Source organism: Pseudomonas sp. IT-P176, from assembly GCF_949767245.1.
Classification (GTDB): domain Bacteria; phylum Pseudomonadota; class Gammaproteobacteria; order Pseudomonadales; family Pseudomonadaceae; genus Aquipseudomonas.
Window position 1 is genome coordinate 151,706 of sequence record NZ_CATKPN010000035.1, and the last position, 22,076, is coordinate 173,781.

Consider the following 22,076-nt stretch of genomic DNA (forward strand, 5'->3'; position numbering starts at 1 on the left):
TGCCGAAAAGGCGGTTTCAGCGTGGGATGCCATGAATTTCATTCTTTACTCGGATGTGAACGAGCGCTCGATCAGCCAGAGCCTCGGCCGTCCTGAATACAGCTACTACTTTGTCCTCAAGGCTTATCGTCCGGTCCTTGAAAGCCTGGGTCGGGTCCATATGGTGGACGCGATCAGCGAAGTCGACCCACTTTTTCGACGCCTCGCCGCCGAGGGTGAAGAAAGCCTGTTCCTTTCGTTCGCACCGCCACACAAGACGCCTACCGACCTGAGCTGCCCGACGATCTGCGTGGTTGCCTGGGAGTTCGACACCATTCCCACCGAGCACTGGGACAACGACCCCCGGCAGGACTGGAGCCATACCCTGGCGCAGCATGGCCGGGTCATCACCTTGTCCAGCCATACGGCGCAGGCGATGCGTCGGGCCTTGGGCGAAGACTTCCCGGTGCTGGTGCTGCCGACCCCGCTCTGGGAACGCTTTGCCGATATTCGCCAACAGTCCGCGAGCCAGCCGGTCAACCCCGGCACCACCTTGCAGACCCTGGGCTGCATCATCGACAGCCGCACGTTGGGGCTTTCGGCGGACGGCCTGATCGCGCCGATCGTCGCTGAGGCTGAACCGCAACCTGAGCCGCAACCCGAGCCCGCTCTTGAGCCTGAAGCGGTGGTTCTGGCGCCACCGCTGACCTGGCATCGGCGTCTGTTCATCACCAAACATTACCTGCGCCAGAGTCTGCGCGAGGCTGCCAGCCAACCCTTGCGCCGGCAGTTGGTGATCTTTCGCCATTACCTGCACCAGGTCTACGGCGAAGGTTTTCGTGATTTGCTGCCGCAAAGCCTGCGAGCACGCCTGCGCGGCGAGCGACCTGCCGCCGAAGTATCGCCGCTTGCCCCGGTAGTGGAGGTGGTTGAAAGGGCGCATGTGCCCCTCGAGGATTCACACCCGCAAGCAGTGTTTCCCGACACCGATCAAGTGGTCGAAATTCAGGTCGAGGGGGTGGTGTACGTCAGCGTGTTCAACCCCGATGACGGACGCAAGAACTGGCACCACGTGATCACCGCATTCTGTTGGGCCATGCGCGATGTCGAAGACGCCACCCTGGTGTTGAAGATGACCCAGAAAGACCTGTCCACTTACTACGTGCACATGCTGACCCTGCTGTCGCAGTTGTCGCCCTTCAGTTGCCGGGTGGTGGTCATCCACGGCTACCTGGACGACCAGCAGTTTGCCCGGCTGTACGGCGCCGCCAGTTTTTATGTCAATGCCTCGCGCTGCGAAGGGCTGTGCCTGCCACTGATGGAGTTCATGGCCTGTGGCAAGCCGGTGATCGCCCCTCGGCATACGGCGATGCTGGACTACATCGACGACCGCGTGGCCTTTATCGTCGACTCCAGCCAGGAGCCGACTGTGTGGCCGCAGGACAGCCGGATCCTGTTCCGCACTGTCTACCAGCGTCCCGATTGGGGATCGCTGAAAAATGCCTACCTGGCCAGTTATCACATGGCCAAGGCGCAGCCCGAGCGTTACCAGGCCATGGCCAGTGCGGCCAACGAGCGGATGCGCGACTACTGCAATTTCCCAGGAGTGCAGCAACGCCTGGCGGACTTCCTGCGACTGCAACAGCCAACCAACCCGGTGCCTGAGTCGCCGGTCGCGACCGCAGGGGCGGCCTCATGCTGATCATCATTCATTCGGAAACCAACAAAAGTAACATCGAGCAGAATCTCGGCCGTCCCGAGTACAGCTACTACTTTGTGCTCAAGGAGTTCCGTCCGGTACTGGAGCGGCTGGGGCAGGTGATCGAGGTCAGCAACCCCGACGAACTGGTCGACCGCCTGTATTTCGACTGCCAAAGCCGTGGCGAAGACTGCGTGTTCCTGTCGTTCTCGCCGCCCCATCGCACCCCGATCCACTACGCCTGTCCGACCATTCCGGTGTTTGCCTGGGAGTTCAGCACCATTCCCACCGACACCTGGCAGGGCGAACCCCGGCACGACTGGCGCATGGTGCTGGACAAGGTCGGCGCCGCGATTACCCATTCCAGTTTTACCGTGACCGCGGTGCGTGATGCCATGGGCCCGGACTATCCGATCAGCGCGATTCCGGCGCCGGTCTGGGACCGTTTTGCCGGGCGCGGGCGCGGGCTCGGGCAGCAGCCGTTGGCCGAACAGGTCAGCCTCAGCCTGCGTGGCCTGCTGATCGACAGCCGCAACCTGGACCTGCGGCCGTATGGCCCGGTGGCGTTGCGTGAAGGCGAGCCGGTGGATTTCGCCGCGCCTGCCGGCGAGCACGAACTGGTGCTCGACGGGGTGATCTACACCTCGGTGTTCAACCCCTACGATGGGCGCAAGAACTGGCAGGACATGCTCAGCGCGTTCTGCACCACGTTCCGCGAGTGTGCCGATGCCACTCTGGTGCTCAAGCTCACGCACCACGACATCACCGACGCCTTGAACGACATGCTGCACCACCTCTACAAGAACCAGCACTACCGTTGCCGCATTGTGTTGATCCACGGCTTTCTCGCCGATGCGGACTATGAGCGCCTGGTGCAGGCCACCAGCTTTGTGGTCAACAGTTCATTCGGTGAAGGCCAGTGCCTGCCGCTGATGGAGTTCATGTCCTGCGGCAAACCGGCGGTTGCCCCGTGCAACACGGCGATGGCCGATTACATCGATGGGCAAAACACCTTCATCGTCGACTCGACCGATGAACTCACCGCCTGGCCCCATGACCCGCGCGCGGCCTACCGCACCCTGCGGTACGTCACCAATTGGGATTCGCTGTGTTCGGCCTACCAGGCCAGCTATCAGGTGGCGCGTAACGATGCGCCACGCTATGCACGCATGTCAGCCCATGCCGTCAGTCGTCTGCAGGCGTTCTGCAGCCAAGCGGTTACCGAGCAGCGCTTGCAGGCGTTTCTGGCAAGCGTGATCGCCCAGGCGAAACCAGCATGATCGGCCGCCTGTTCGACTGGCTGCGTCCTGCGCCCGTCCCGGTAGCGGAGCCAGTACCGGCCCCGGTCCCGGTGGTATCGCCGCGTGATTGTGGTTTCACCGATGCGGTACTCGACGGCTGGTTTCTCGGCGGTACTGGGGAATTGCTCAAGGGCTTTGCGATTGGCGCCGACGACACCCTGCTCGACGTCGGTTGTGGCGAGGGCGCGGCGACCTTGTTTGCAGTTCGCCAGGGCGCCGCGGTGATTTTTACCGACAGCGAACAGGACAAGGTCCGCGAACTGGCACGCCAGGTGGATGCCATGACCCAGGCCCCAGCCCTCGGCCTGGTCAGCAACAGCCTGCCGCTGCCGCTGGCGGACGGCTGTGCGAGCAAAGTGGTGTGCATGGAAGTGCTGGAGCACGTCGATACCCCCGAGCAGTTCATGGCCGAGCTGGTGCGCATGGGTCGTCCCGGTGCCCAGTACTTGCTCAGCGTGCCCGCGCCGGTGGGTGAGCACCTGCAACGAGGCATCGCGCCTGCCGCCTATTTCCAGGCGCCGAACCATGTGCAGATCTTTTCCCATGAACGTTTTGCCGCCCTGGTCGAAGACGCGGGGCTAATCATTGAACACCGTCAGGCCACCGGCTTTTTCTGGGTCATGGGCATGATCTTCTTCTGGGCCAGCGAGCGCGCGGCGGGGCGGGATATGGCAGGCGCAGTGCGTGACCGGATCCAGGCGCCTTACCCGCCCCTGATGGAAGGCTGGGCCGGCACCTGGCATGACTTGCTGATGCAGCCCGACGGGTTGGCCATCAAGCAGGTGCTGGACCAGTTCATGCCCAAGAGCCAGGTGATCATCGCGCGCAAGCCCATGGCTGGCGAAGTAACGCCCGGGAGCGCGGGATGAGTGACAAGCGGATCATGGACATCGAACTGTTGCGCGGCATTGCCGTGCTCGGGGTGCTGTTCCATCACCTGCAAGACAGCCTGTTCGCCGGGCAGGTCCCGCTGTTGCAAGCCATCCATGCCCTGGGCCAGCCCTGGTGGGGCGTCGATCTGTTTTTCGCGATTTCCGGGTTTGTCATCGCGCGCAGCCTGATCCCCGCGCTGCAGGGCTGCAGTACGCGCCAGGAGTGCTGGGAGCAGACCCGCAATTTCTGGCTGCGGCGCGCCTTTCGACTCTTGCCGTCGGCCTGGTTGTGGCTAGCGCTGATGCTCCTCGCCTGCCTGTTCATCAACCGCTCAGGCGCCTTCGGCACCCTGGCCGCCAACCTGCAGGCGACGCTGGCCGGGGTGTTGCAGTACGCCAACTTCCGCTTCGCCGACAGCTTCTTCCACTATGAGTACGGCACCAGCTTCGTGTACTGGAGCCTGTCCCTGGAGGAGCAGTTCTACCTGTTGTTTCCGTTGTTGATCCTGGTCTGCCGCAAACATCTGGTGTGGGCCTTGCTGGCCCTGGTGGCGGTGCAACTGCTGACGTTGCGCACGCCGATCCTGATGGTGATCCGCACCGACGCGCTGGCGTTGGGGGTGTTGCTGGCCATGTGGAGTGCACAACCTTCCTACCGCCGTTGGCAGCCGACCTTCTTGCGCCGGCCCTGGGCAGGTATCGCGGTGCTGGTGGCCATTGCCATGTTGATGAGCTTTCTGGCGACCGATCGTTTTACCTTCACCTCCTACCGCATCGGCGCCATCGCGCTGCTCAGTGCGGTGCTGGTCTGGCTGGCGTCCTACAACTGTGACTACCTGATGCCACCGGGGCTGTTCAAGCGGGTGATGACCTGGATCGGCAGTCGCTCCTATGGCATCTACCTGATCCATATCCCGGCCTATGCGCTGGTGCGCGAATTGATCTTTCGCTTGCAGGCGGCGTCTTTGCCGAGCCCGGCCGGCCACCCGATCATCACGATCTTGCTGGCGTTCGGCCTGATCGTGCTGTTGAGCGAGCTCAACTACCGGTTTATCGAAATGCCCATGCGTAATCGCGGCGCGGCGCTGGTCAAACGCTTGAGTGCGTCCCGAGCGGCCACCCCATCCCCAGGAGTCACCTCATGCTGAGCCTGTTGAAGAAGCTGGCGGGGGGCGCTGTTGCCCCCGCTGCGGCCTGTCCCCCTGCGCCAGCCGCGCCCCCGGTGGCAACGCCTGCGCCGGCACCCAAGGTCGATCCCTACATGCTGGGCCTGCGCGATGCGGTGCTCAGTGGCTGGTTCAACCAGCAGACCGGCGAACTGTTCACCGGCTTTCCGGTAACGGCCGCCGACACGCTGCTGGACGTGGGGTGTGGTGACGGTGGCAACGTGCACTTCTGTGCTACCCGGGGGGCGCACATCATCATTGCTGACATCGACGCGGCCAAGGTCGAAGCCACTCGCCTGCGCCTGGGCGATACCATCGCGGCCAGCGTCGAGTGCCACGTCACCGACTGCGCGCCACTGCCGATTGCCGATCAGACGGCGACCCGGGTGGTGTCCACCGAGGTCATCGAACACGTCGACGACCCCGCGCAGTTTCTCGCCGAACTGGTGCGCGTCGGCAAGCCGGGCGCGCTCTATCTGCTGAGTGTCCCGCACCCCAGTTCGGAAAACCTGCAGAAAGACATCGCCGCCCCCGAGTACTTCCAGAAGCCTAACCACATCCGCATCATCAGCGAAGATCAGTTCAAGCAGATGGTCAGCGACGCCGGGCTGGAAGTGCTCAGCCACAGCCAGTACGGCTTTTACTGGTCGCTGTGGATGATGTTGTTCTGGGAAGCCAAGGTCGACCTGAGCAGTCCCGACCATCCGCTGCTCAACCACTGGGCCGAGACCTGGGCGGCGGTCCTGGAGTCGCCACGCGGCGAGCAGATCAAGCAGGCGCTGGATGGCGTAGTCGCAAAAAGTCAGGTGATCATTGCCCGCAAGCCATTGGCTGCGTAGGCTGACGCACCGGCCCGGCTGTGTGTGGGTGTTGATGCGCGTATGTGGGGTATGGGTGTAGGAGCGAGCTTGCTCGCGATGGACGTTAACGATGACGCGTGCTGTCTGAAAAAACCCGTCGCTCTTGAGTTTTTCGCGAGCAAGCTCGCTCCTACGCCCATACCCCATACCCCATACCCCATACCCAGCAGGCCAGGTCAGTCCTTCAGCCACAGGCCCTTAATGTCTTCGATTTATCTTCTGCGTCGTGCGCTGTTGTTCAGCCTCGCGCTCCTGGGCGGTTGCCAGCAGTCGACCGCGCCCCCCCTCGATCAACAGCTCTACATCTGGCAGCGCCAATGGACCACCGCCCATGCCGAGGCGCTGGCGCAATCGCGTGCCGATTTTTCCACCCTGCGGGTCCTCGCCCTGCAGACTTATCCACAAGGCGGCTGGCGTCGCGCGCAGATCGATGGGTCGTTGTTGCAGCGTGACGGCCGGCCACTGATTGCGGTGGTCCGCCTGGATGGCCAGCTCAAGCACCTGGACCCGGTCGATACCACGGCGCAGATCCTGCAAATGGTCGCCGATTGGCAGGCCTTGGGCTTGACGCTGGCAGGTGTGGAAATCGATCACGACGCCGGGACCGCGCGATTGCCGGCCTATCGCGAGTTCCTGCTGGGTTTGCGCCAGGCCTTGCCCGCCTCCTTGAAGCTGAGCATCACTGCCTTGCCAGCCTGGCTCGACAGTCCCGAGCTGGCGGCCTTGCTGGCGGCGGTCGACAGCAGCGTCTTGCAGGTGCACGCGGTGAGCCGTCCGGAGCTTGGCCTGTTCGACCCGGTGCAAGCCAAGCAATGGGCCGAGCGCTGGAGCCGCATCACTCGGCAACCGTTTTACCTGGCATTGCCGGCCTATGGCATCGCCCTGCTGCCGGGAGAGGGCGGGGCGCCCCTGGTGGAGAGTGAAGTGCCGATCGAACGGGTCGGCCAGCGCCGCGAACTGATGGCCGACCCGCAACAACTGGCGACACTGGCCAGTCAGTTGCGTGCCGAGCCGCCGCCACACCTGGCCGGATTGATCTGGTTTCGCCTGCCGCTCAAGGGCGACCGGCGTGCCTGGAGCCTGACAACCCTGGGGGCCGTGGCGCGCGGCGAGCAACTGCGCAGCCGCCTGGCGTTGAACCTTTCCAGCCAGCAAGGTCTGTACGACATCGTGGTCAGAAATGACGGCAACCTCGACGGCACGTTGCCGCAACGGGTGACCCTGGCCGTCAGCCAATGCGTCGCCGTAGATGCGCTCAACGGCTATGCCGTACAGCAGACGCCTGGACAACTGAGTTTCAGCCGCCTCAGGGACGGCCGTTTGCCCGCCGGTGCCGAGCGTACCCTGGGTTGGGCACGCTGCACACAAATTGATCAAGGAGGTTCACATGTATTCCCGTAACTGGTCGCGGCATTTGCTCGCGTTGAGTCTGTTTCTGCCGCTGGGCACTGCCACCGCCTGCGGGCCGGACTTTCCACTGCGCCTGTTGGGCGACCGGGCGATGACCCTGGGTGAGTTGCCGGAAGGCAGTTTCCAGTTCGAGATCAATCGCCTGGGCAAGGTCATCGCCGGCCTGAAACCAGCGGCGACAACGGGCCTCAGCCGCGATTACGACAGTGACCTGGACCCCTACGTACAGGCCCGGAACAACGCTGAACAGCTGGGCCTGACTGATGCGCAGCGCGCGCAGGTAACCCGGCTGCGAACCCTGCAGGACGCGCACCAGGTGTTGGCCGAGAGTGCCGGCCTGGCCCCGGAACTCAGCCTCTATACCGCGGGTGCGGTGGCGTTCAACGCTGGCGATGCGGCCACGGCAGCCGACTACTTCCGCCAGGTGCTGGCGCTCCCGGCCGACCAGCGCGCCCTGCGCAGCACCTGGGCCGCGTACTCGCTCGGCCGGGCATTGATGGCTATCAATCAGCAGGCCAGCGAGCAGAATCAACCCGCCAGCCAGGACGTCTTGCAACAAGCCCGGCAGGCCTTTATCCAGGCCCGTCAACTGAGTGTCGACGGCTTCAGTGACCCGCTCGAACTGGGTATTGCCAGCCTCGGTGAAGAAGCGCGACTGGTGCGCCAGGAGGGTGACTGGAACAGTGCAGTCGAGTTGTACGCGACCCAGAGCCGGCAAGGTTCGCCCGTCGGCTACAGCTCCCTCAAGCAGTTGATCGATGAGCTCAATGCCATGCCTGAGGCGCAGCTCATCCCCTTGCTCGAAGGCCAGGCAGTCCAGCAATTGGTCACGGCGGCGTTGATCAGCCACGTAGGCTGGTCCTTCGGTGAGCAACCGCCGGCTGAACAGAAAATCATCAAGGCCCTGATACAGAGCACTACCGGCAGCCTGGAAAATGCTGACCGCCTGGCGGCGCTGAACTACCAGATCGGTGATTACGCCACCAGCAAAACCCTGCTCGAGCATGCAGGTGACGGTGGCCTGGCCTGGTGGCTGCGGGCAAAAATGGCGCTGCGCGACGGCGACAAGGCCTTGGCTGCCAGTGCGTATGCCAAGGCGGCCAAAGCCTTTCCCCAGGATGAAGACTGGGGCCTGCGCAACACCGCCAGCGGTGACTATGAAGCGCTGAAGCCCGGCTGCCGGGTCGAGGGTGAAAGTGCCTTGCTGGCCTTGGAGCGCGGCGACTACCTGCAGGCATTCGAGCAGTTGTACCGCAGCCAGGACCTGTATTGGCAGGATGCCGCGCTGGTCGCGGAGCGGGTGCTGACGGTGGACGAACTCAAGCAGTTCGTGGACCAGCAGGTGCCAGCCCCCACACCACTGACCCAGGAGCAGCGTGACAACTACGAGCCCCTGCCGGTGAGCGCGCGCTTGCGCGACCTGCTGGGCCGGCGTTTACTGCGCGAGGAGCGTTATGCCGAGGCCGCGGCGTACTTCGACAACCCTGGGCTGCAGGCGCTGGCCAAGGAGTACGTGGGCTTGCGCGAAACCGCGCACTCGAGCTGGTGGCCGACCAAACGCGCCGCAGCCTTCTATGACGCGGGCCGGTTGGCCCGGGAACACGGCATGGAGCTGCTCGGCTACGAGATGGCCCCGGATTTCGCCACCTTCGAGGGCAATTTCAGCCTCGACATCCCCGAGATCAAGGCCGCCCCCCTGATCGCCCTCGGCGAAGTCCAGCGTCAGCACGCCAGCGTCGCCCAGCCGAACGAGCGCTTCCACTATCGCTACGTCGCCACCGCGCTGGCGAGCCAGGCGGCCGACCTGCTGCCCCATACCAGCCAGGCCTTCGCCGCCGTGCTGTGCAAGGCCTCGGGCTGGGGCACCGGCCTGGAGGACCAGCGTGCGTTGTACCGGCGCTACGTCGAGCAGGGGCCTTATGTGCCGTGGGCAGAGAACTTTGGCCAGCAGTGTGAGGAGCCGGACTTCGCCGCCGCCAACCAGCGCTACGTGACCGAGGCAGTGGACAACGTGCGTTCGGACTTGCGGCCGTACAAGCGCGTGCTGCAGGTCGGCGGGCTGCTTCTGGTGGGGGTAGCGGGCCTGTTGTTGCTGCGGCGCCGGCGCCAGGCTTCCTGAGTCAGTAACGGCGTACCCCGCGTTTGGTTGACAGCCAGGCGCGGGGTTCCACGTGGAACATGTAGGCGGGGACAAATTGTGAACAATCGGCTTTATCGAACTGAAACCAGAAATGACAGTCAACCGCAGTGAGGGCGTGCCTGCGCAGCTGTCTGATTCGATAGCCAGCTAATTTTCTACTATGGTCTACCCTCATTTCAGACGTCTGAAACAAGGGGAATTTTCATGCTCGCGCAACTTCCACCGGCCTTACAGAATCTGCAACTGCCACTTCGCTTGCGACTCTGGGACGGCCACGAATTTAACCTGGGCCCTGCGCCCAGTGTCACGATTGTGGTCAAGGACCCGCAAATGGTCGCGCAATTTACCCACCCCAGCCTGGACCTGTTGGGCGCGGCCTTCGTCGAGGGCAAGCTCGAACTCGAAGGTTCGATCAGCGACGTGATCCGGGTGTGTGATGAGTGGAGCCAGGCCCTGCTCAACGAAGACGATGACGACCAGCCGGTTCGCAGCGTGCATGACAAGGCCACCGATGCGGCGGCGATCTCCTACCACTACGACCTGTCGAATGCCTTCTACCAGCTGTGGCTGGACAGCGACATGGCCTATTCCTGTGCCTATTTCGAAACCGGCAGTGAATCCCTGGAGCAGGCCCAGCAAGCCAAATTCCGCCACCTGTGCCGCAAGCTGCGGCTGCAGCCGGGTGAATACTTGCTGGATGTCGGCTGCGGCTGGGGCGGGTTGGCGCGGTATGCGGCGCGGGAATTCGGGGTCAGGGTGTTCGGCGTCACCCTGAGCAAAGAGCAACTGGCGTTGGCCCGGCAGCGGGTCATCGACGAAGGGCTGGAGGATCTGGTGGAGTTGCAACTGCTCGACTATCGCGACCTGCCGCAGGATGGCCGATTCGACAAGGTGGTAAGCGTCGGCATGTTCGAACACGTCGGCCACGCCAACCTGGCGCAGTACTGCCAGACTTTATTTGGTGCGGTCCGCGAAGGCGGCCTGGTGATGAACCACGGGATTACCGCCAAACATATCGATGGTCGGCCAGTGGGGCGAGGCGCCGGCGAGTTCATCGAGCGTTATGTGTTCCCCAATGGCGAGCTACCCCATCTGTCGATGATCTCGGCCGAGATCAGCGAGGTGGGCCTGGAAATAGTCGATGTCGAAAGCTTGCGCCTGCACTACGCGCGCACTCTGGATCACTGGAGCGAGCGCCTGGAAGACAACCTTGAAGCTGCGGCCAAAGAGGTGCCGGAGCAAGCGCTGCGGATCTGGCGGCTGTACCTGGCAGGCTGCGCCTACGCGTTCGCGCGGGGCTGGATCAACCTGCACCAGATCCTGGCGGTCAAGGCCCATGCCGATGGCAGCCACGAGCTGCCCTGGACCCGGGACGATATCTACACGCCCTAGAGAATCGGCGAAATCAGGCGGGCGACCCGCATACCGAGCTGCCTGAGGCGGTGGGTCTCCCGGCCTTCGTCCTCGTTGATCTCGTGGGACAGGGCGAAGTCGGCGTTGAGCATCTGTTCGACTTCGCCGGCAAAGGCGCTGTCGACGGTCAACAACATCACCTCGAAATTCAGCCGGAACGAACGGTTGTCCAGGTTGGCGCTGCCGATGGCGCTGATTTCGCTGTCGACCAGCACTACCTTCTGATGCAGGAACCCCGGTTGATAACGGAACACCCGGACCCCGGCCCGTACGGCTTCAAAGGCATACAGGCTGGAGGCGGCATAGACGATGCGGTGATCCGGTCGCGACGGCAGCAGCAACCGCACATCGACGCCACGCAGGACCGCCAGGCGCAGCGCGGCAAATACCGCTTCATCGGGGATGAAGTACGGGCTGGTGATCCACACACGCTGCGTGGCGGCATGAATCGCTTCGACGAAGAACAACGAGCAGGTTTCGTAGGGGTCTGCCGGGCCGCTGGCCAACAACTGGCACAGCACGCCGTCGTCGGGATAGCTCTGTGGCAGGATCAATGGCGGCAGTTCGCGCGCCGCCCAGAACCAGTCTTCGGCGAACGATTCCTGCATGCAGGCCACCACCGGGCCGCTGACCGCCACGTGGGTGTCGCGCCATGGCGAGAGCGGGGGCTTGGCGCCCAGGTATTCGTCGCCGACGTTGTGCCCACCGACGAAGCCTTGCCGGCCGTCGACCACCACGATCTTGCGATGGTTGCGAAAGTTCACCTGGAACCGATTGAGCCAGCCGCTGCGGGTGGCAAACGCTTTGACCTGGACACCGGCGTCGCGCAGGGCCTGCACGTAGCGGTGGGGCAGGGAGTGGCTGCCGATGCGGTCATACAGCAGGTAGACCGCGACCCCTTGCGCGGCTTTTTTGATCAGCAGGCTTTGCAGGCGCCGCCCGAGTTGGTCGTCATGGACAATGAAGAACTGGATCAGCACCGCTTCCCGGGCCTGCTCGATGGCTTCGAAGATGGCGTCGAAGGTGGCCTGGCCGTTGATCAGCAGGCGCAGTTGATTGTTCGCCAGGCACGGCATGCGCCCCAGCTTCGGCATGGCGCGCAGCGAGTCGTAGGCATTGGAGGCACGGGCCGTCAGCGCTTCCTCGACCCAGGGGCGCCAGTTCAGGTCAGCGATGGCCTTGCGCATCTCTTCGTTGGCCTGGCGCCGAGCCTTGATGTACGCATCGAAGGTGCTGCGTCCGAACACCAGGTAGGGAATGAGGGTCAGGTAGGGAATGAAGATCAACGACAGGGCCCAGGCAATCGAGCCTTGGGCGGTCCTGACGGTCAGCACGGCGTGGACTGCGGCCATCGTGCCCAGGGAGTGAATGAGCGTGATCAGGTAGGCAAAAAGATGGGGGCCAAAAAAATCCATGGGGCAACCTTGCTCCGGAGAATTCAATGCGTAACAGACCATGTTCTTCGATGAATGTCGCTATTTAATTCGCCATGCAACCGAAGTAGATTGGCGACGTCTAACGGCCATTACTGACTAGGAGTTACTCAATGAACGTACGTCTGCTGGGTTTGGCCATGGCTGTTGGCTTGTCACTTCCTGTGGCCGCTCAGGCGCAGATGCTGCAACCGGGTCTGTGGGAATTGACCTCCAGCAACATGAAGGTCGACAACCAGAATCTGCCGGACCTGCAATTGATCCTCGGGCAGTTGGGTAACCAGATGACCCCGGCACAAAAGGCCGCCCTGGAGAAACAGGGGATCAACATGGGCGGCAAGGGCATCCGCGTTTGCCTGACACCCGAGCAAGTGAAAACCGACGATATTCCGCTGCAGGATGCGCAGTCGGGCTGCAAGCAAGAGATCACCGACCGCAGCGCTAACCAGTGGAAGTTTCGCTTCAGTTGCCCGAAAGCCCAGGGTTCCGGTGTTGCCACCTTCCTCAGCGACCGCGAGTTCAATACCAAGGTCAATGGCACCTTCAATGCCACCGGCATCCAGCAACAGGGCAGCATGGACACCCGTGCGGTGTGGCTGGGACAGGATTGCGGCACCGTCAAGCCGCGGGCTTAAGCGCTTTGCTGTGGGGCGGCGCAATGCCGCCCGTCACTAACCTTCAGTAAGTATTCGCACACAGCCTGCACACTCATCCTGCCCAGGTCGTCTCCAAAGCCGGCGCGCAGGCTGACAAAACCGCCCTCCATCTCCCGTTGCCCAATCACCAGCACATACTCCACGCCCTGCGATCGATGCTGGCGGATCTTGCTGACGATATGCTCGTTGCGCAGGTCCGAGTGAGCGTGCACCCCGGCGCGGCGCAGGGTGTCGGTCAGCGCTTGGCTGTAGTCGATCTGGCGTTCATCGATGTTGATGACGACCAGTTGCGGGGTGGCTTGCCACGCCTGCAACTCCTGCTGGTCGGTCCAGCACACGCCATAGATGCGTTGCGTTCCCTTGCCACTCAAGTGGCTCAGGGCAAACGCGTTCATCACCCGGGTGGTGGGCACATAGGGGCCTGCGGCCAGCGCGGTGCCGTCCATCGACCAGTAGCTCGCCAGCACGTAATGCAGTGAATGGTTGGCGGCGGCCAGCGCGATCATCCGGGTCTCGATCCGTTGCAGATCTTCAGGGCCCAAGGCTCGCGCCAGAGTGAAATCACAGTAGAAACCATCACCGACTGGCGCTGCGGCAACCAGCTCGGCCTTGGCATGCAGTTGCTTGAGCGCCATGCCCAGCAGCAGTGCGCAGGAGCGCCGTAGAATCTCCAGGCCTTGCGGTTCGCGGGCGGTGATGAGGCTGACGCGGGCGTCCTGGCGGATCATGAACGCGCAGTCCACCAGCAGGCCGTTCACCCGTCCGGCGACCGCTGCTTTCGCTAGCCCCGGGCCTATGCTCGAGGCCAGCTCCGATACTGAGAGCGCCTGGTCGTACTCGCGCACGGTCCCATCGGCCAAGGTGATTTTCAGCATGCTCAGTGACCCCCGGCAGTTTTACGCAAAACCGGATTCAACGCATGAACCGTAAAGGTAAACCCTGGCAGCCGTCATTAATACTTTCGGCGTGCCAGGCGATTTGTCCCGAGACCAGAGTAGTGCTGACGCTGTGGCGAAACTGCCGTCCGGCAAACGGCGTCCAGGCGCATTGCGCGAGAATCGGCTGCTGGTCGACCGCCTTGCCCCCAGGTTCGGGGCGGATCAGCACCAGGTCGGCCCAGTATCCTTCGCGCAGGTAACCGCGATCGGGAATCGCAAACAGGTCCGCTACCCGATGGCTGGTTTTCGCCACCAGCGTCGGCAGCGGAATCAGGCCGTCGGCCACCAGTTCCAACAGCGCGGGGAGGGCGTGTTGCACCAGTGGCAAGCCGGCGGGTGCCTGTGGATAAGGCAGCTGTTTCTGCGCCCAGGTATGCGGCGCATGGTCGCTGCCGATGACATCCAGGCGGTGACTTAGCAGGGCCCGGCGCAACGCATCGCGGTCAGCCTGGGTCTTGATGGCCGGGTTGCACTTGATCAGGTTGCCCAGGCGTGGATAGTCACGATCATCGAACAACAAGTGATGCAGGCAGACCTCGGCGCTGATGTGTTTCTGCGCCAGGGGCCGGTCATCGAACAGCGCCAGTTCGCGGGCGGTGGTCAGGTGCAGGACGTGCAGGCGAGTGCCAAACCGCTTGGCCAGGTCGACGGCCAGGGAGGATGACCGAAAGCACGCCTCGGCATCACGAATCAGCGGGTGGGCGCTGGCGGGCACACTGTCGCCGTAACGTTCGGCGAATTCGCTCTCGTTGAGGCGGATGCTGGGGCTGTGTTCGCAATGGGCCAGGAGCAAGGTCGGCACCTCGGCAAACAGCCGTTCCAGAACGCGCGGGTCATCCACCAGCATGTTACCGGTGGACGCGCCCATGAACACTTTGACCCCTGCCACCTCACTGGGGTTGAGCGCCGCGACGGTGTCCAGGTTGTCGTTGCTGACGCCGAAGTGGAAGCCGTAGTTGGCCACCGAATGCATCGCCGCCCGGCGTTTTTTATCGGCCAGCGCTGACAGGGTCAAGGTCGCCGGATGGGTGTTGGGCATGTCCATGAAACTGGTAATGCCACCGGCCACCGCAGCGCGCGACTCGCTGTAGAAGCTGCCTTTTTCCGGCGCCCCCGGGTCACGGAAATGCACCTGGTCGTCGATCATCCCCGGCAGCAGCCATTGGCCGTTGGCGTCGATTTGCACCGCAGCGTTTTCGCCGTCGATGCTGCTGGCAATTTTCACGATGCGCCCATGATCCACCAGCAGATCGGCATCGAATACTCGTCCTTCGTTGACCAGTCGCGCATTGCGAATCAGCACACTGGCCATGCTCAAAACTCGTTCTGCAAGGCTTTGTAGCCTCGCACCAGATCGACGTTGGTGCGTGCCACATCTTCGGAAAACTCCGAGGCGCTGACGCTGACCGGCGGGAACTGGGACAGGTCGGTGTGGGGGCCGATGCGAGTGGTGGAGGGCACATAGAAATCCCTGGGCAAGTCGCGGCCATCGACCACCGAGTTGTGCCGCACGACACAACCGTCGGCGACCGCACAGTTGAACAGCACGCTGTTGAAACCGATGAACACCCGATTACCGACGGTGCAGGGACCGTGGACGATGGAGCGGTGGGCGATGGAACTGAACTCGCCGATGGTCACCGCCGCACCGGATTTGGAGTGGATGACCACGCCGTCCTGGATATTCGAATTGGCGCCGATGGTGATCGGTTGCATCTGGCCCGACTCATCGACTTCGTCGGCCCGAATCACCGCGTAGGGGCCGACGAACACGTTCTCGCCGATTACCACCTTGCCGCAGATGATTGCGGTTTTATCGACGTAGGCGGACTCGGCAATGCGCGGCAAGTCGCCGGAGGGATTCTTGCGGATCATGGTTGCTCCCGGCGCCAGTGACTTTCGGCGACTGCATCATGGGCGTGCAGGCTTTCGGCGTGGACCACGCGCACATCGAACGCCTGCAGCCCCGGGAAGCGTTGCAGCGCCAGGTGCAGGCGGCGTGCAGCGTCCTCGCAGAACATCAGGTTTTGCCCGTTGGCCAGGGCGAAGGCCTGCTCGTCCGCGCGCTTGACTGCGGTTTGTACCGCGGTGCCCAGGGCGGCTTCGGCGTGGTTGATGGCGGCGATCAGCGGCAGATCGTCGAGCGTCCCGTCCAGGTGCAAGCACAACTGGGCCGTGCTGCGCTGACTGTGGGGGGTGGCGACTATGCCGCGGGTGGAACCAAGCCAAGCCAGCACTTCGGCATGCTGCAAAGGTGTGTTGGCAAAGTCATCGACGAACTGCTGCTGAATCAGTTGCCTGGACAGCGCCGCGGAGCAGGGGCAGGTGGAGGAGTAACTGACATCGACACGCAGTTCCACGTGGAACACCGCCCCTTGCAGGCGCGCATCGAGGCTGATCGGGTAACTTTTCCAGCCGGCCAATGGGCTGACCAAGGCTGAGCGCTGCAGCAGGACATCGCTGTGAATACGCAGGTAAGCAGAGGTCGCCAGGCCTTGATGGCTGTCGAGAAAATCTTGCAGTACGCGGCGCAGGAGCGCGGGTGTCAGGTTCTCCTGCTCCAGCATGGCCAGTGCCAGGTACAGGCGCGACATATGTATGCCACGGGCTTGCGCGTCATCGAGGCTGACGCCGGCATCGGCTTTGGCATTCAGGCGCTGGTCGTCGAATAGAACAGGAAGAGCAATGCCGCACATGCCCACCCAGTCCAGGGGCAAGGATTGGCGTGCGGCCTGCGCGGCGATATCCGGCAGAGTCAGCGCATTCATGAGCGGGTCCGTCGTAGGAGATGATTTCGAATGTTATATTATAACAATAAAATCGACGACAGCTTTTTCAAGCCATGTCCCCTATTGCCCTCAACAGCCCGTCAGGCGGCTGCAGGTGAAGCGGGCGCTGGCTCCCCCTGAACTGGAAAACCGGTTGAGGGTGGTCCAGCCAACACGCCGGCTGTAGCCGACCCAGGCCTCGCCATCGGATGCCAGGCCAGTGAAGAACGTAAGCTGGCCGTAACGGCTGGTGGTTTGCGCCCAGTACCGTTTGCCGTTTTGTTCAAAGCCGCGCATGTAGGTGGTATTGCCCGCCGTGGCGACGCTGTAGGCGTTGCCTTGCGGGTCGACGCAGGCCAGCAGGGTGGCGCTGCGGGTACAGGTAGCCAGCCCCGGTAGTTGCGCCCAGGCATCGGCCGCGAACAGCAGCAAAAGGCCGAACAAGGTGCATTTCAGGACGTAGGGCATAGGGGTTTCTCGTGCAGGTGGCAGGGCCAAGGATTGCGCCCTTCGTCGCGGGCGACAAGCACGGATTGGCTTATTTGCATTGTTATACTATAACATTTGCGTCTTGCCTGATCTGTGATCTCCCGTGACGCCTGCTGCCCAGAGGACTACCTGATGCCCAATCGCCTTCCCGTTACCGTGCTCTCCGGCTTTCTCGGCGCCGGAAAAAGCACCCTGCTCAATTATGTCCTGCGCAACCGCGAGCATCTGCGGGTCGCGGTGATCGTCAACGACATGAGCGAAATCAACATCGACGGCAGCGAGGTGCAGCGCGATGTCAGCCTGAACCGCGCCGAAGAAAAACTGGTGGAGATGAGCAACGGCTGCATTTGCTGCACCCTGCGTGAGGACTTGCTGGAAGAAGTCAGCAAACTGGCCCGGGACGGTCGCTTCGATTACCTGCTGATCGAGTCCACCGGGATTTCCGAACCGTTGCCGGTGGCGGAGACTTTCACCTTCCGTGATGAGCAGGGGCAGAGCCTGGCCGACATCGCGCGGCTCGACACCATGGTCACGGTGGTCGACGGGATGAACTTCCTGCTTGATTACCAGGCCGCCGAAAGCCTCGCCTCCCGCGGGCAGACCCTGGGCGAGGACGATGAGCGTTCGATCACCGATCTGCTGATCGAGCAGATTGAGTTCGCCGATGTGCTGCTGATCAGCAAGATTGACCTAATCAGCAGTGCCGAACGGGAGGAGTTGATCGCCATCCTCAAGCGCCTGAACGCCCAGGCGCAGATCATCCCCATGGTCATGGGCGAGGTGCCGTTGCGGCAGATCCTCAATACCGGGCGTTTCGATTTTGCCAAGGCGGCCCAGGCGCCGGGCTGGCTCCAGGAGTTGCGCGGCGAGCATGTGCCGGAAACCACCGAGTACGGCATCGCCTCAACGGCTTACCGGGCTCGCCGGCCGTTTCATCCCCAGCGTTTTTTCAGCTTTATCGACCGGCCCTGGGTGAACGGCAAACTGCTGCGCTCCAAGGGCTTTTTCTGGCTGGCCAGCAAGCACCAGGATGCCGGCAGCTGGTCCCAGGCCGGCGGCTTGATGCGCCACGGTTTTGCTGGGCGTTGGTGGCGTTTTGTACCGAAAGAGCAGTGGCCGGACGATCAGGAAAGCACCGCGGCGATCATGCAAAATTGGCTGCCTGGCACCGGCGATTGTCGCCAGGAGCTGGTGTTCATCGGGCAGAACATCGACTTTGCCCAGCTCACTGCAGAGCTGGATGACTGCCTGCTCAGCGCTGACGAAATGGCCATGGGCGTGGAGAGGTGGCGCTCGCTGGTCGATCCCTTCGGTCCCTGGTTCGACGAGGAGGCGGCATGAGCCGGGCGCCTGCGCTCCAGGCCCGGCCGTTGGTCCGCCAGGCCATTGGCCAGACCCCCGAAGTGTTCACCCGGATCCTTGAGGACGGCACCAACCTGGCGCTGTGGCAGCGTCGGTTGCCATTGCATATCGTCGATTTCGCCACGCTGTTGTTATCGCTGAACCAGCCGTTGGCCGAATCGCTGGTGGTCGAGTTGGCCAATGACGAGGCGCAACCCGACCTGCGCAGCCTGGCGGCTTGTTGCAGTGATCTGCAGGGCTATGAGGGATTTATCGCCGATGTTGCCTGGCTGATCAGTGCTTTTGCCTGCCTGCTCGGGGCACGGCGGATCGGGGTGCGGGTGCGCACCCTGGATAAAGCCATGTGTCCTCGTTTTCACGTCGACCATGTGCCAGTGCGGCTGATCACCACCTACGCGGGGGTCGGTAGCCAGTGGCTGGAAGAGGGCATGATCGAGCGTCAGCTCCTGGGCAATCCGCAAGCCGAGCCTGGGCAGTGCCAACAGATGCTCGGTGGTGAAGTGGCGTTGCTCAAGGGGGAGAAGTGGCAGGGCAACGAAGGCGCGGGCCTGATCCACCGTTCGCCGGCCCTGGCGGCGGGAGAGCGCCGCCTGATCCTGACGCTGGACTGGCTGGCGTGAGTCAGGTGGCGATAGTGAATCGGCCGGCGCTCAGGCATATTGCGATGATCTTCCTGTGATGCCGCTCTCCGCCGTGAAATCGCCAAGCCTGTTGCAGAACATCCCTACCCACGTGATTGCCGGCCCCCTGGGCGCCGGCAAGACCAGTCTGATTCGTCACTTGCTGGCGCAGCGGCCGGCGCACGAACGTTGGGCGGTACTGATCAACGAGTTCGGTCAGATCGGCCTCGACGCCGCACTGTTGACCACCGGCGCAGATGGCATTGCGCTGGGAGAAGTGGCCGGCGGCTGCCTGTGCTGCGTGAATGGCGCACCTTTCCAGATCGGCCTGGGTCGGTTGCTGCGCCGCTCACGTCCCGATCGCCTGTTCATCGAACCTTCGGGTCTCGGCCATCCGGCACAGTTGCTCCGGCAATTGAGCGAGGCTCCCTGGCAAGGGGTGCTGGCGCTCCAGCCGAGCGTGATGGTGCTCGACGCCCAGGCGCTGGCGGCCGGCAAGCCATTGCCCGCCGCGCAACAACAAGCGCTGCCCAGCGCCGGGCTGTTGCTGCTGAACAAGGCCGAGCACCTGGCTGCGGACCAACGGCAACGAATTAGCGGGTTGTTGCCCCAGTGCCCGCTGATCTGGACCGAGCACGGTCGGTTGCCATTGCGCGAGCTGCCAGGCGGGCAAAGCCAGGCCCAAGCGCTTGTGGATAACTTTACTGCCGCCAGGGGCGTGGCGCCCGCTCCATTGATCTGGACCGACCCGGCCTCGCCAATCTGTTTGAGTCAGCAGCAGGAAGGGGGGTGGAGCATCGGTTGGCGCTGGCACTCGAGCCAGGTATTCGATCGCCAGCGCCTTGCCGCTTGGCTGCAGGGCCTCACCTGGCGTCGGGCCAAACTGGTTATCCACAGCGCCGAAGGCTGGATATCCGCCAATGCCCTGGAGAACGCGGCGCTGGATTGGCGGGCCAGTGAGTGGCGCCAGGATTCACGCCTGGAATTGATCTTCGAGGCGCCGCAAGCGGTGGATGAACTGCAACAGGCCCTGGCCGCTTGCCGGGTGACGCTGGCTTGAGGCCTTAGGGACGCTGCTTGCTGTGATCCTGGCGCCACTGGCTCAGCTCGATCACTTCGGCGCTTGGCATCGCCGGTTTTTCATCATAGGGCATCGGGTAGGGCGCGAGCTCGATCTGTGCGCTGTGCTGGCCGAACTGGGTGATGGTACCGGCATGCCGGGTTTCGCCGGTGACGGTGAACTCAAAATTGTAGATCCGCGCCAGGCGGCGCCGGCCGTTGGCATCTTTGACGAACGCGATTTTCTTCAGCGCCACGTTGCCGTCGAGCAGTTCGATGTCGAGTTTGGCGCAGTGGCGCTTGACCCGTTCCAGCGCTCGCTCGCGCAAGCCGTGGTTGTGCCACAGCCATGCTGCACCGGTCGCCAGCAGCATCAGCACGAAGATATTTCCCAGGGTCAGCATCAAACGCACTCCAACTAATTGGCACCAGCTTAACTGCGACATTGGCCTGTCGTACAGGCTGCGTTTAGTCGCATACTGCGCGGCTCGAATTTCAATCGTTTTACGGAAATCCCGCATGAAACGTACACCGCATCTGCTCGCCATCCAGTCCCACGTGGTTTTTGGTCATGCTGGCAACAGCGCCGCGGTTTTCCCGATGCAGCGGGTTGGGGTGAACGTCTGGCCGCTGAACACGGTGCAGTTCTCCAACCACACGCAATACGGCCAGTGGGCCGGCGAGGTGTTGGCGCCCCAGCAGATTCCTGCGCTGGTGGAAGGGATTGCCGCCATCGGCGAGCTGGGCAATTGCGACGCAGTGCTGTCGGGTTACCTGGGCAGCGCGGCGCAGGGGCGGGCGATCCTCAGTGGCGTGGCGCGGATCAAGGCGACCAACCCACAGGCGCTGTACCTCTGCGATCCGGTCATGGGCCATGCCGAGAAGGGTTGCATCGTGCCCGCCGAAGTCAGCGACTTCCTGCTCAACGAAGCGGCGGCCGTGGCTGATTTCATGTGCCCGAACCAACTGGAGCTCGACAGCTTCTCCGGGCGCAAGCCGCAGTCGCTGTTCGATTGCCTGGGCATGGCCCGCGCTTTGTTGGCGCGTGGCCCCAAGGCGGTACTGGTCAAGCACCTGGATTATCCCGGCAAGCTGGCGGACGGCTTCGAAATGCTGCTGGTGACCGCCGAAGGCAGCTGGCACCTGCGTCGTCCGCTGTTGGCGTTCCCGCGCCAGCCGGTGGGCGTGGGCGACCTGACGTCGGGGTTGTTCCTGGCGCGGGTGCTAATGGGCGACAGCCTGGTGGCCGCGTTCGAGTTTGCCGCAGCGGCGGTGCATGAAGTGCTGCTGGAAACCCAGGCCTGCGCCAGCTACGAGCTGGAGCTGGTCCGGGCCCAGGACCGCATCGCCCATCCGCGGGTGAAGTTCGAAGCCACTGCGATCAGCCTCTGATTGCTCAGACGTCGGCCTTGATTTCCTGGTAGCGCTTTTCCAGCTCCTGGCGGACCTGGCGCCGCTGTTTGCCCTGGATGTAGCGGCGGCGGTCTTCGCTGTTCTGCGGTTGCAGCGGTGGCACCGCCGCGGGCTTGCGCTGGTCGTCGACCGCCACCATGGTGAAGAAGCAACTGTTGGTGTGGCGCACCGAGCGCTCGCGGATGTTTTCGGTCACCACCTTGATGCCCACCTCCATCGAGGTGTTGCCGGTGTAGTTGACCGACGCCAGGAATGTCACCAGCTCACCGACGTGAATCGGTTCGCGGAAAATCACCTGGTCCACCGACAGGGTCACCACGTACCGGCCGGCATAACGGCTGGCGCACGCGTAGGCTACTTCGTCGAGGTACTTGAGCAGGGTACCGCCGTGGACATTGCCAGAAAAGTTGGCCATGTCGGGGGTCATCAGTACTGTCATCGACAGCTGGGCATTTCCGGGTTCCATAGCACACTCACGGTTCTAGGCAGGGATTCAGG

The 22,076-nt window shown here is 63.1% G+C and carries 21 protein-coding genes; 13 read left to right on the forward strand and 8 right to left on the reverse strand.

The window, feature by feature from the left end; genetic code table 11:
* Positions 1–31 precede the first annotated feature (31 nt).
* The 8 genes from ACM6IP_RS06750 (at position 32) to cfaB (ending at position 10,819) form a co-directional block, all read left to right on the forward strand.
* On the forward strand, positions 32–1,681 hold the full coding sequence (locus ACM6IP_RS06750; RefSeq protein ID WP_414861185.1) for a glycosyltransferase: 1,650 nt from the start codon (positions 32–34) through the stop codon (positions 1,679–1,681).
* Entirely contained in the window at positions 1,675–2,958 is a 1,284-nt protein-coding gene (locus ACM6IP_RS06755) for a glycosyltransferase (RefSeq protein ID WP_414861186.1), read from the forward strand. Before ACM6IP_RS06750 ends, ACM6IP_RS06755 begins: the two co-directional genes overlap by 7 nt.
* Positions 2,955–3,848, forward strand: coding sequence for a class I SAM-dependent methyltransferase (locus ACM6IP_RS06760; protein WP_414861187.1), 894 nt, complete (start codon positions 2,955–2,957; stop codon positions 3,846–3,848). The genes ACM6IP_RS06755 and ACM6IP_RS06760 overlap by 4 nt, the downstream gene beginning before the upstream one ends.
* Positions 3,845–4,999 carry an acyltransferase family protein gene (locus tag ACM6IP_RS06765; protein ID WP_414861188.1) on the forward strand — a complete coding sequence of 385 codons (1,155 nt, stop codon included), beginning with the start codon at positions 3,845–3,847 and terminating at the stop codon, positions 4,997–4,999. The genes ACM6IP_RS06760 and ACM6IP_RS06765 overlap by 4 nt, the downstream gene beginning before the upstream one ends.
* Entirely contained in the window at positions 4,993–5,856 is an 864-nt protein-coding gene (locus ACM6IP_RS06770; protein ID WP_414861189.1) for a class I SAM-dependent methyltransferase, read from the forward strand. The genes ACM6IP_RS06765 and ACM6IP_RS06770 overlap by 7 nt, the downstream gene beginning before the upstream one ends.
* Before the next feature lie 222 nt (positions 5,857–6,078).
* A complete protein-coding gene (locus ACM6IP_RS06775) occupies positions 6,079–7,278 on the forward strand; it encodes a DUF3142 domain-containing protein (protein ID WP_414861190.1) in 1,200 nt (399 codons plus the stop codon).
* On the forward strand, positions 7,265–9,406 hold the full coding sequence (locus ACM6IP_RS06780; protein WP_414861191.1) for a hypothetical protein: 2,142 nt from the start codon (positions 7,265–7,267) through the stop codon (positions 9,404–9,406). Before ACM6IP_RS06775 ends, ACM6IP_RS06780 begins: the two co-directional genes overlap by 14 nt.
* A gap of 225 nt (positions 9,407–9,631) precedes the next feature.
* On the forward strand, positions 9,632–10,819 hold the full coding sequence (gene cfaB / locus ACM6IP_RS06785; protein ID WP_401127122.1) for a C17 cyclopropane fatty acid synthase CfaB: 1,188 nt from the start codon (positions 9,632–9,634) through the stop codon (positions 10,817–10,819).
* Here the strand turns inward: cfaB and cls are convergent.
* Positions 10,816–12,255 (reverse strand): cardiolipin synthase, encoded by a 1,440-nt coding sequence (gene cls / locus ACM6IP_RS06790; RefSeq protein ID WP_414861192.1) that lies wholly within the window; start codon positions 12,253–12,255, stop codon positions 10,816–10,818. The two genes, cfaB and cls, sit on opposite strands and share 4 nt — an antisense overlap.
* A 131-nt stretch (positions 12,256–12,386) precedes the next feature.
* Here cls and ACM6IP_RS06795 point away from each other — a divergent pair, with 131 nt between their 5' ends.
* Positions 12,387–12,908 carry a DUF3617 domain-containing protein gene (locus ACM6IP_RS06795; protein WP_095165019.1) on the forward strand — a complete coding sequence of 174 codons (522 nt, stop codon included), beginning with the start codon at positions 12,387–12,389 and terminating at the stop codon, positions 12,906–12,908.
* On the opposite strand, the gene ACM6IP_RS06800 is transcribed toward ACM6IP_RS06795, so the two are convergent.
* The 5 genes from ACM6IP_RS06800 to ACM6IP_RS06820 form a co-directional block, all read right to left on the reverse strand.
* Positions 12,905–13,804, reverse strand: coding sequence for a His/Gly/Thr/Pro-type tRNA ligase C-terminal domain-containing protein (locus ACM6IP_RS06800; RefSeq protein WP_414861193.1), 900 nt, complete (start codon positions 13,802–13,804; stop codon positions 12,905–12,907). The two genes, ACM6IP_RS06795 and ACM6IP_RS06800, sit on opposite strands and share 4 nt — an antisense overlap.
* Before the next feature lie 37 nt (positions 13,805–13,841).
* Positions 13,842–15,179 (reverse strand): dihydroorotase, encoded by a 1,338-nt coding sequence (locus ACM6IP_RS06805; RefSeq protein WP_414861194.1) that lies wholly within the window; start codon positions 15,177–15,179, stop codon positions 13,842–13,844.
* Positions 15,180–15,181: 2 nt separating this feature from the next.
* On the reverse strand, positions 15,182–15,742 hold the full coding sequence (locus tag ACM6IP_RS06810; protein ID WP_095165013.1) for a carbonate dehydratase: 561 nt from the start codon (positions 15,740–15,742) through the stop codon (positions 15,182–15,184).
* Positions 15,739–16,635, reverse strand: coding sequence for a GTP cyclohydrolase FolE2 (gene folE2 / locus ACM6IP_RS06815; RefSeq protein WP_401127116.1), 897 nt, complete (start codon positions 16,633–16,635; stop codon positions 15,739–15,741). The genes ACM6IP_RS06810 and folE2 overlap by 4 nt, the downstream gene beginning before the upstream one ends.
* Positions 16,636–16,725: 90 nt before the next feature.
* Positions 16,726–17,103, reverse strand: a complete 378-nt coding sequence (locus ACM6IP_RS06820; RefSeq protein WP_414861195.1) for a glutamine synthetase — start codon at positions 17,101–17,103, stop codon at positions 16,726–16,728.
* A gap of 153 nt (positions 17,104–17,256) precedes the next feature.
* Here ACM6IP_RS06820 and zigA point away from each other — a divergent pair, with 153 nt between their 5' ends.
* The 3 genes from zigA (at position 17,257) to ACM6IP_RS06835 (ending at position 20,166) form a co-directional block, all read left to right on the forward strand.
* Complete coding sequence (gene zigA, locus ACM6IP_RS06825; protein WP_414861196.1) at positions 17,257–18,465, forward strand: zinc metallochaperone GTPase ZigA; 1,209 nt, start codon at positions 17,257–17,259, stop codon at positions 18,463–18,465.
* The gene (locus ACM6IP_RS06830) at positions 18,462–19,106 is read left to right on the forward strand and encodes a DUF1826 domain-containing protein (RefSeq protein WP_414861197.1); all 645 of its coding nucleotides are present in this window, start codon (positions 18,462–18,464) and stop codon (positions 19,104–19,106) included. The genes zigA and ACM6IP_RS06830 overlap by 4 nt, the downstream gene beginning before the upstream one ends.
* Positions 19,107–19,194: 88 nt before the next feature.
* Positions 19,195–20,166: a CobW family GTP-binding protein gene (locus ACM6IP_RS06835; RefSeq protein ID WP_159998938.1), complete on the forward strand. Its 972-nt coding sequence runs from the start codon at positions 19,195–19,197 to the stop codon at positions 20,164–20,166.
* Between the two features lie 4 nt (positions 20,167–20,170).
* Here ACM6IP_RS06835 and ACM6IP_RS06840 read toward each other — a convergent pair whose 3' ends face one another.
* Positions 20,171–20,569: a DUF3301 domain-containing protein gene (locus ACM6IP_RS06840; protein WP_095165005.1), complete on the reverse strand. Its 399-nt coding sequence runs from the start codon at positions 20,567–20,569 to the stop codon at positions 20,171–20,173.
* Positions 20,570–20,684: 115 nt separating this feature from the next.
* On the opposite strand from ACM6IP_RS06840, the gene pdxY reads away from it, so the two are divergent.
* Positions 20,685–21,557 (forward strand): pyridoxal kinase PdxY, encoded by an 873-nt coding sequence (gene pdxY / locus ACM6IP_RS06845; RefSeq protein ID WP_095165003.1) that lies wholly within the window; start codon positions 20,685–20,687, stop codon positions 21,555–21,557.
* Positions 21,558–21,561: 4 nt separating this feature from the next.
* Here pdxY and ACM6IP_RS06850 read toward each other — a convergent pair whose 3' ends face one another.
* The gene (locus ACM6IP_RS06850; RefSeq protein ID WP_095165001.1) at positions 21,562–22,044 is read right to left on the reverse strand and encodes an acyl-CoA thioesterase; all 483 of its coding nucleotides are present in this window, start codon (positions 22,042–22,044) and stop codon (positions 21,562–21,564) included.
* Positions 22,045–22,076: the final 32 nt, after the last annotated feature.

Bases quoted from the DNA above. Each gene is read 5' to 3' on its own strand.
- ACM6IP_RS06830 (WP_414861197.1), top strand. From the start codon at position 18,462: ATGAGCCGGGCGCCTGCGCTCCAGGCCCGGCCGTTGGTCCGCCAGGCC.
- ACM6IP_RS06805 (WP_414861194.1), bottom strand. From the start codon at position 15,179: ATGGCCAGTGTGCTGATTCGCAATGCGCGACTGGTCAACGAAGGACGA.
- ACM6IP_RS06750 (WP_414861185.1), top strand. From the start codon at position 32: ATGAATTTCATTCTTTACTCGGATGTGAACGAGCGCTCGATCAGCCAG.
- ACM6IP_RS06800 (WP_414861193.1), bottom strand. From the start codon at position 13,804: ATGCTGAAAATCACCTTGGCCGATGGGACCGTGCGCGAGTACGACCAG.
- ACM6IP_RS06840 (WP_095165005.1), bottom strand. From the start codon at position 20,569: ATGCTGACCCTGGGAAATATCTTCGTGCTGATGCTGCTGGCGACCGGT.
- ACM6IP_RS06850 (WP_095165001.1), bottom strand. From the start codon at position 22,044: ATGGAACCCGGAAATGCCCAGCTGTCGATGACAGTACTGATGACCCCC.
- cls (WP_414861192.1), bottom strand. From the start codon at position 12,255: ATGGATTTTTTTGGCCCCCATCTTTTTGCCTACCTGATCACGCTCATT.
- zigA (WP_414861196.1), top strand. From the start codon at position 17,257: ATGCCCAATCGCCTTCCCGTTACCGTGCTCTCCGGCTTTCTCGGCGCC.
- folE2 (WP_401127116.1), bottom strand. From the start codon at position 16,635: ATGAATGCGCTGACTCTGCCGGATATCGCCGCGCAGGCCGCACGCCAA.
- ACM6IP_RS06820 (WP_414861195.1), bottom strand. From the start codon at position 17,103: ATGCCCTACGTCCTGAAATGCACCTTGTTCGGCCTTTTGCTGCTGTTC.
- ACM6IP_RS06755 (WP_414861186.1), top strand. From the start codon at position 1,675: ATGCTGATCATCATTCATTCGGAAACCAACAAAAGTAACATCGAGCAG.
- cfaB (WP_401127122.1), top strand. From the start codon at position 9,632: ATGCTCGCGCAACTTCCACCGGCCTTACAGAATCTGCAACTGCCACTT.
- ACM6IP_RS06780 (WP_414861191.1), top strand. From the start codon at position 7,265: ATGTATTCCCGTAACTGGTCGCGGCATTTGCTCGCGTTGAGTCTGTTT.
- pdxY (WP_095165003.1), top strand. From the start codon at position 20,685: ATGAAACGTACACCGCATCTGCTCGCCATCCAGTCCCACGTGGTTTTT.
- ACM6IP_RS06795 (WP_095165019.1), top strand. From the start codon at position 12,387: ATGAACGTACGTCTGCTGGGTTTGGCCATGGCTGTTGGCTTGTCACTT.
- ACM6IP_RS06760 (WP_414861187.1), top strand. From the start codon at position 2,955: ATGATCGGCCGCCTGTTCGACTGGCTGCGTCCTGCGCCCGTCCCGGTA.
- ACM6IP_RS06765 (WP_414861188.1), top strand. From the start codon at position 3,845: ATGAGTGACAAGCGGATCATGGACATCGAACTGTTGCGCGGCATTGCC.
- ACM6IP_RS06810 (WP_095165013.1), bottom strand. From the start codon at position 15,742: ATGATCCGCAAGAATCCCTCCGGCGACTTGCCGCGCATTGCCGAGTCC.
- ACM6IP_RS06775 (WP_414861190.1), top strand. From the start codon at position 6,079: ATGTCTTCGATTTATCTTCTGCGTCGTGCGCTGTTGTTCAGCCTCGCG.
- ACM6IP_RS06770 (WP_414861189.1), top strand. From the start codon at position 4,993: ATGCTGAGCCTGTTGAAGAAGCTGGCGGGGGGCGCTGTTGCCCCCGCT.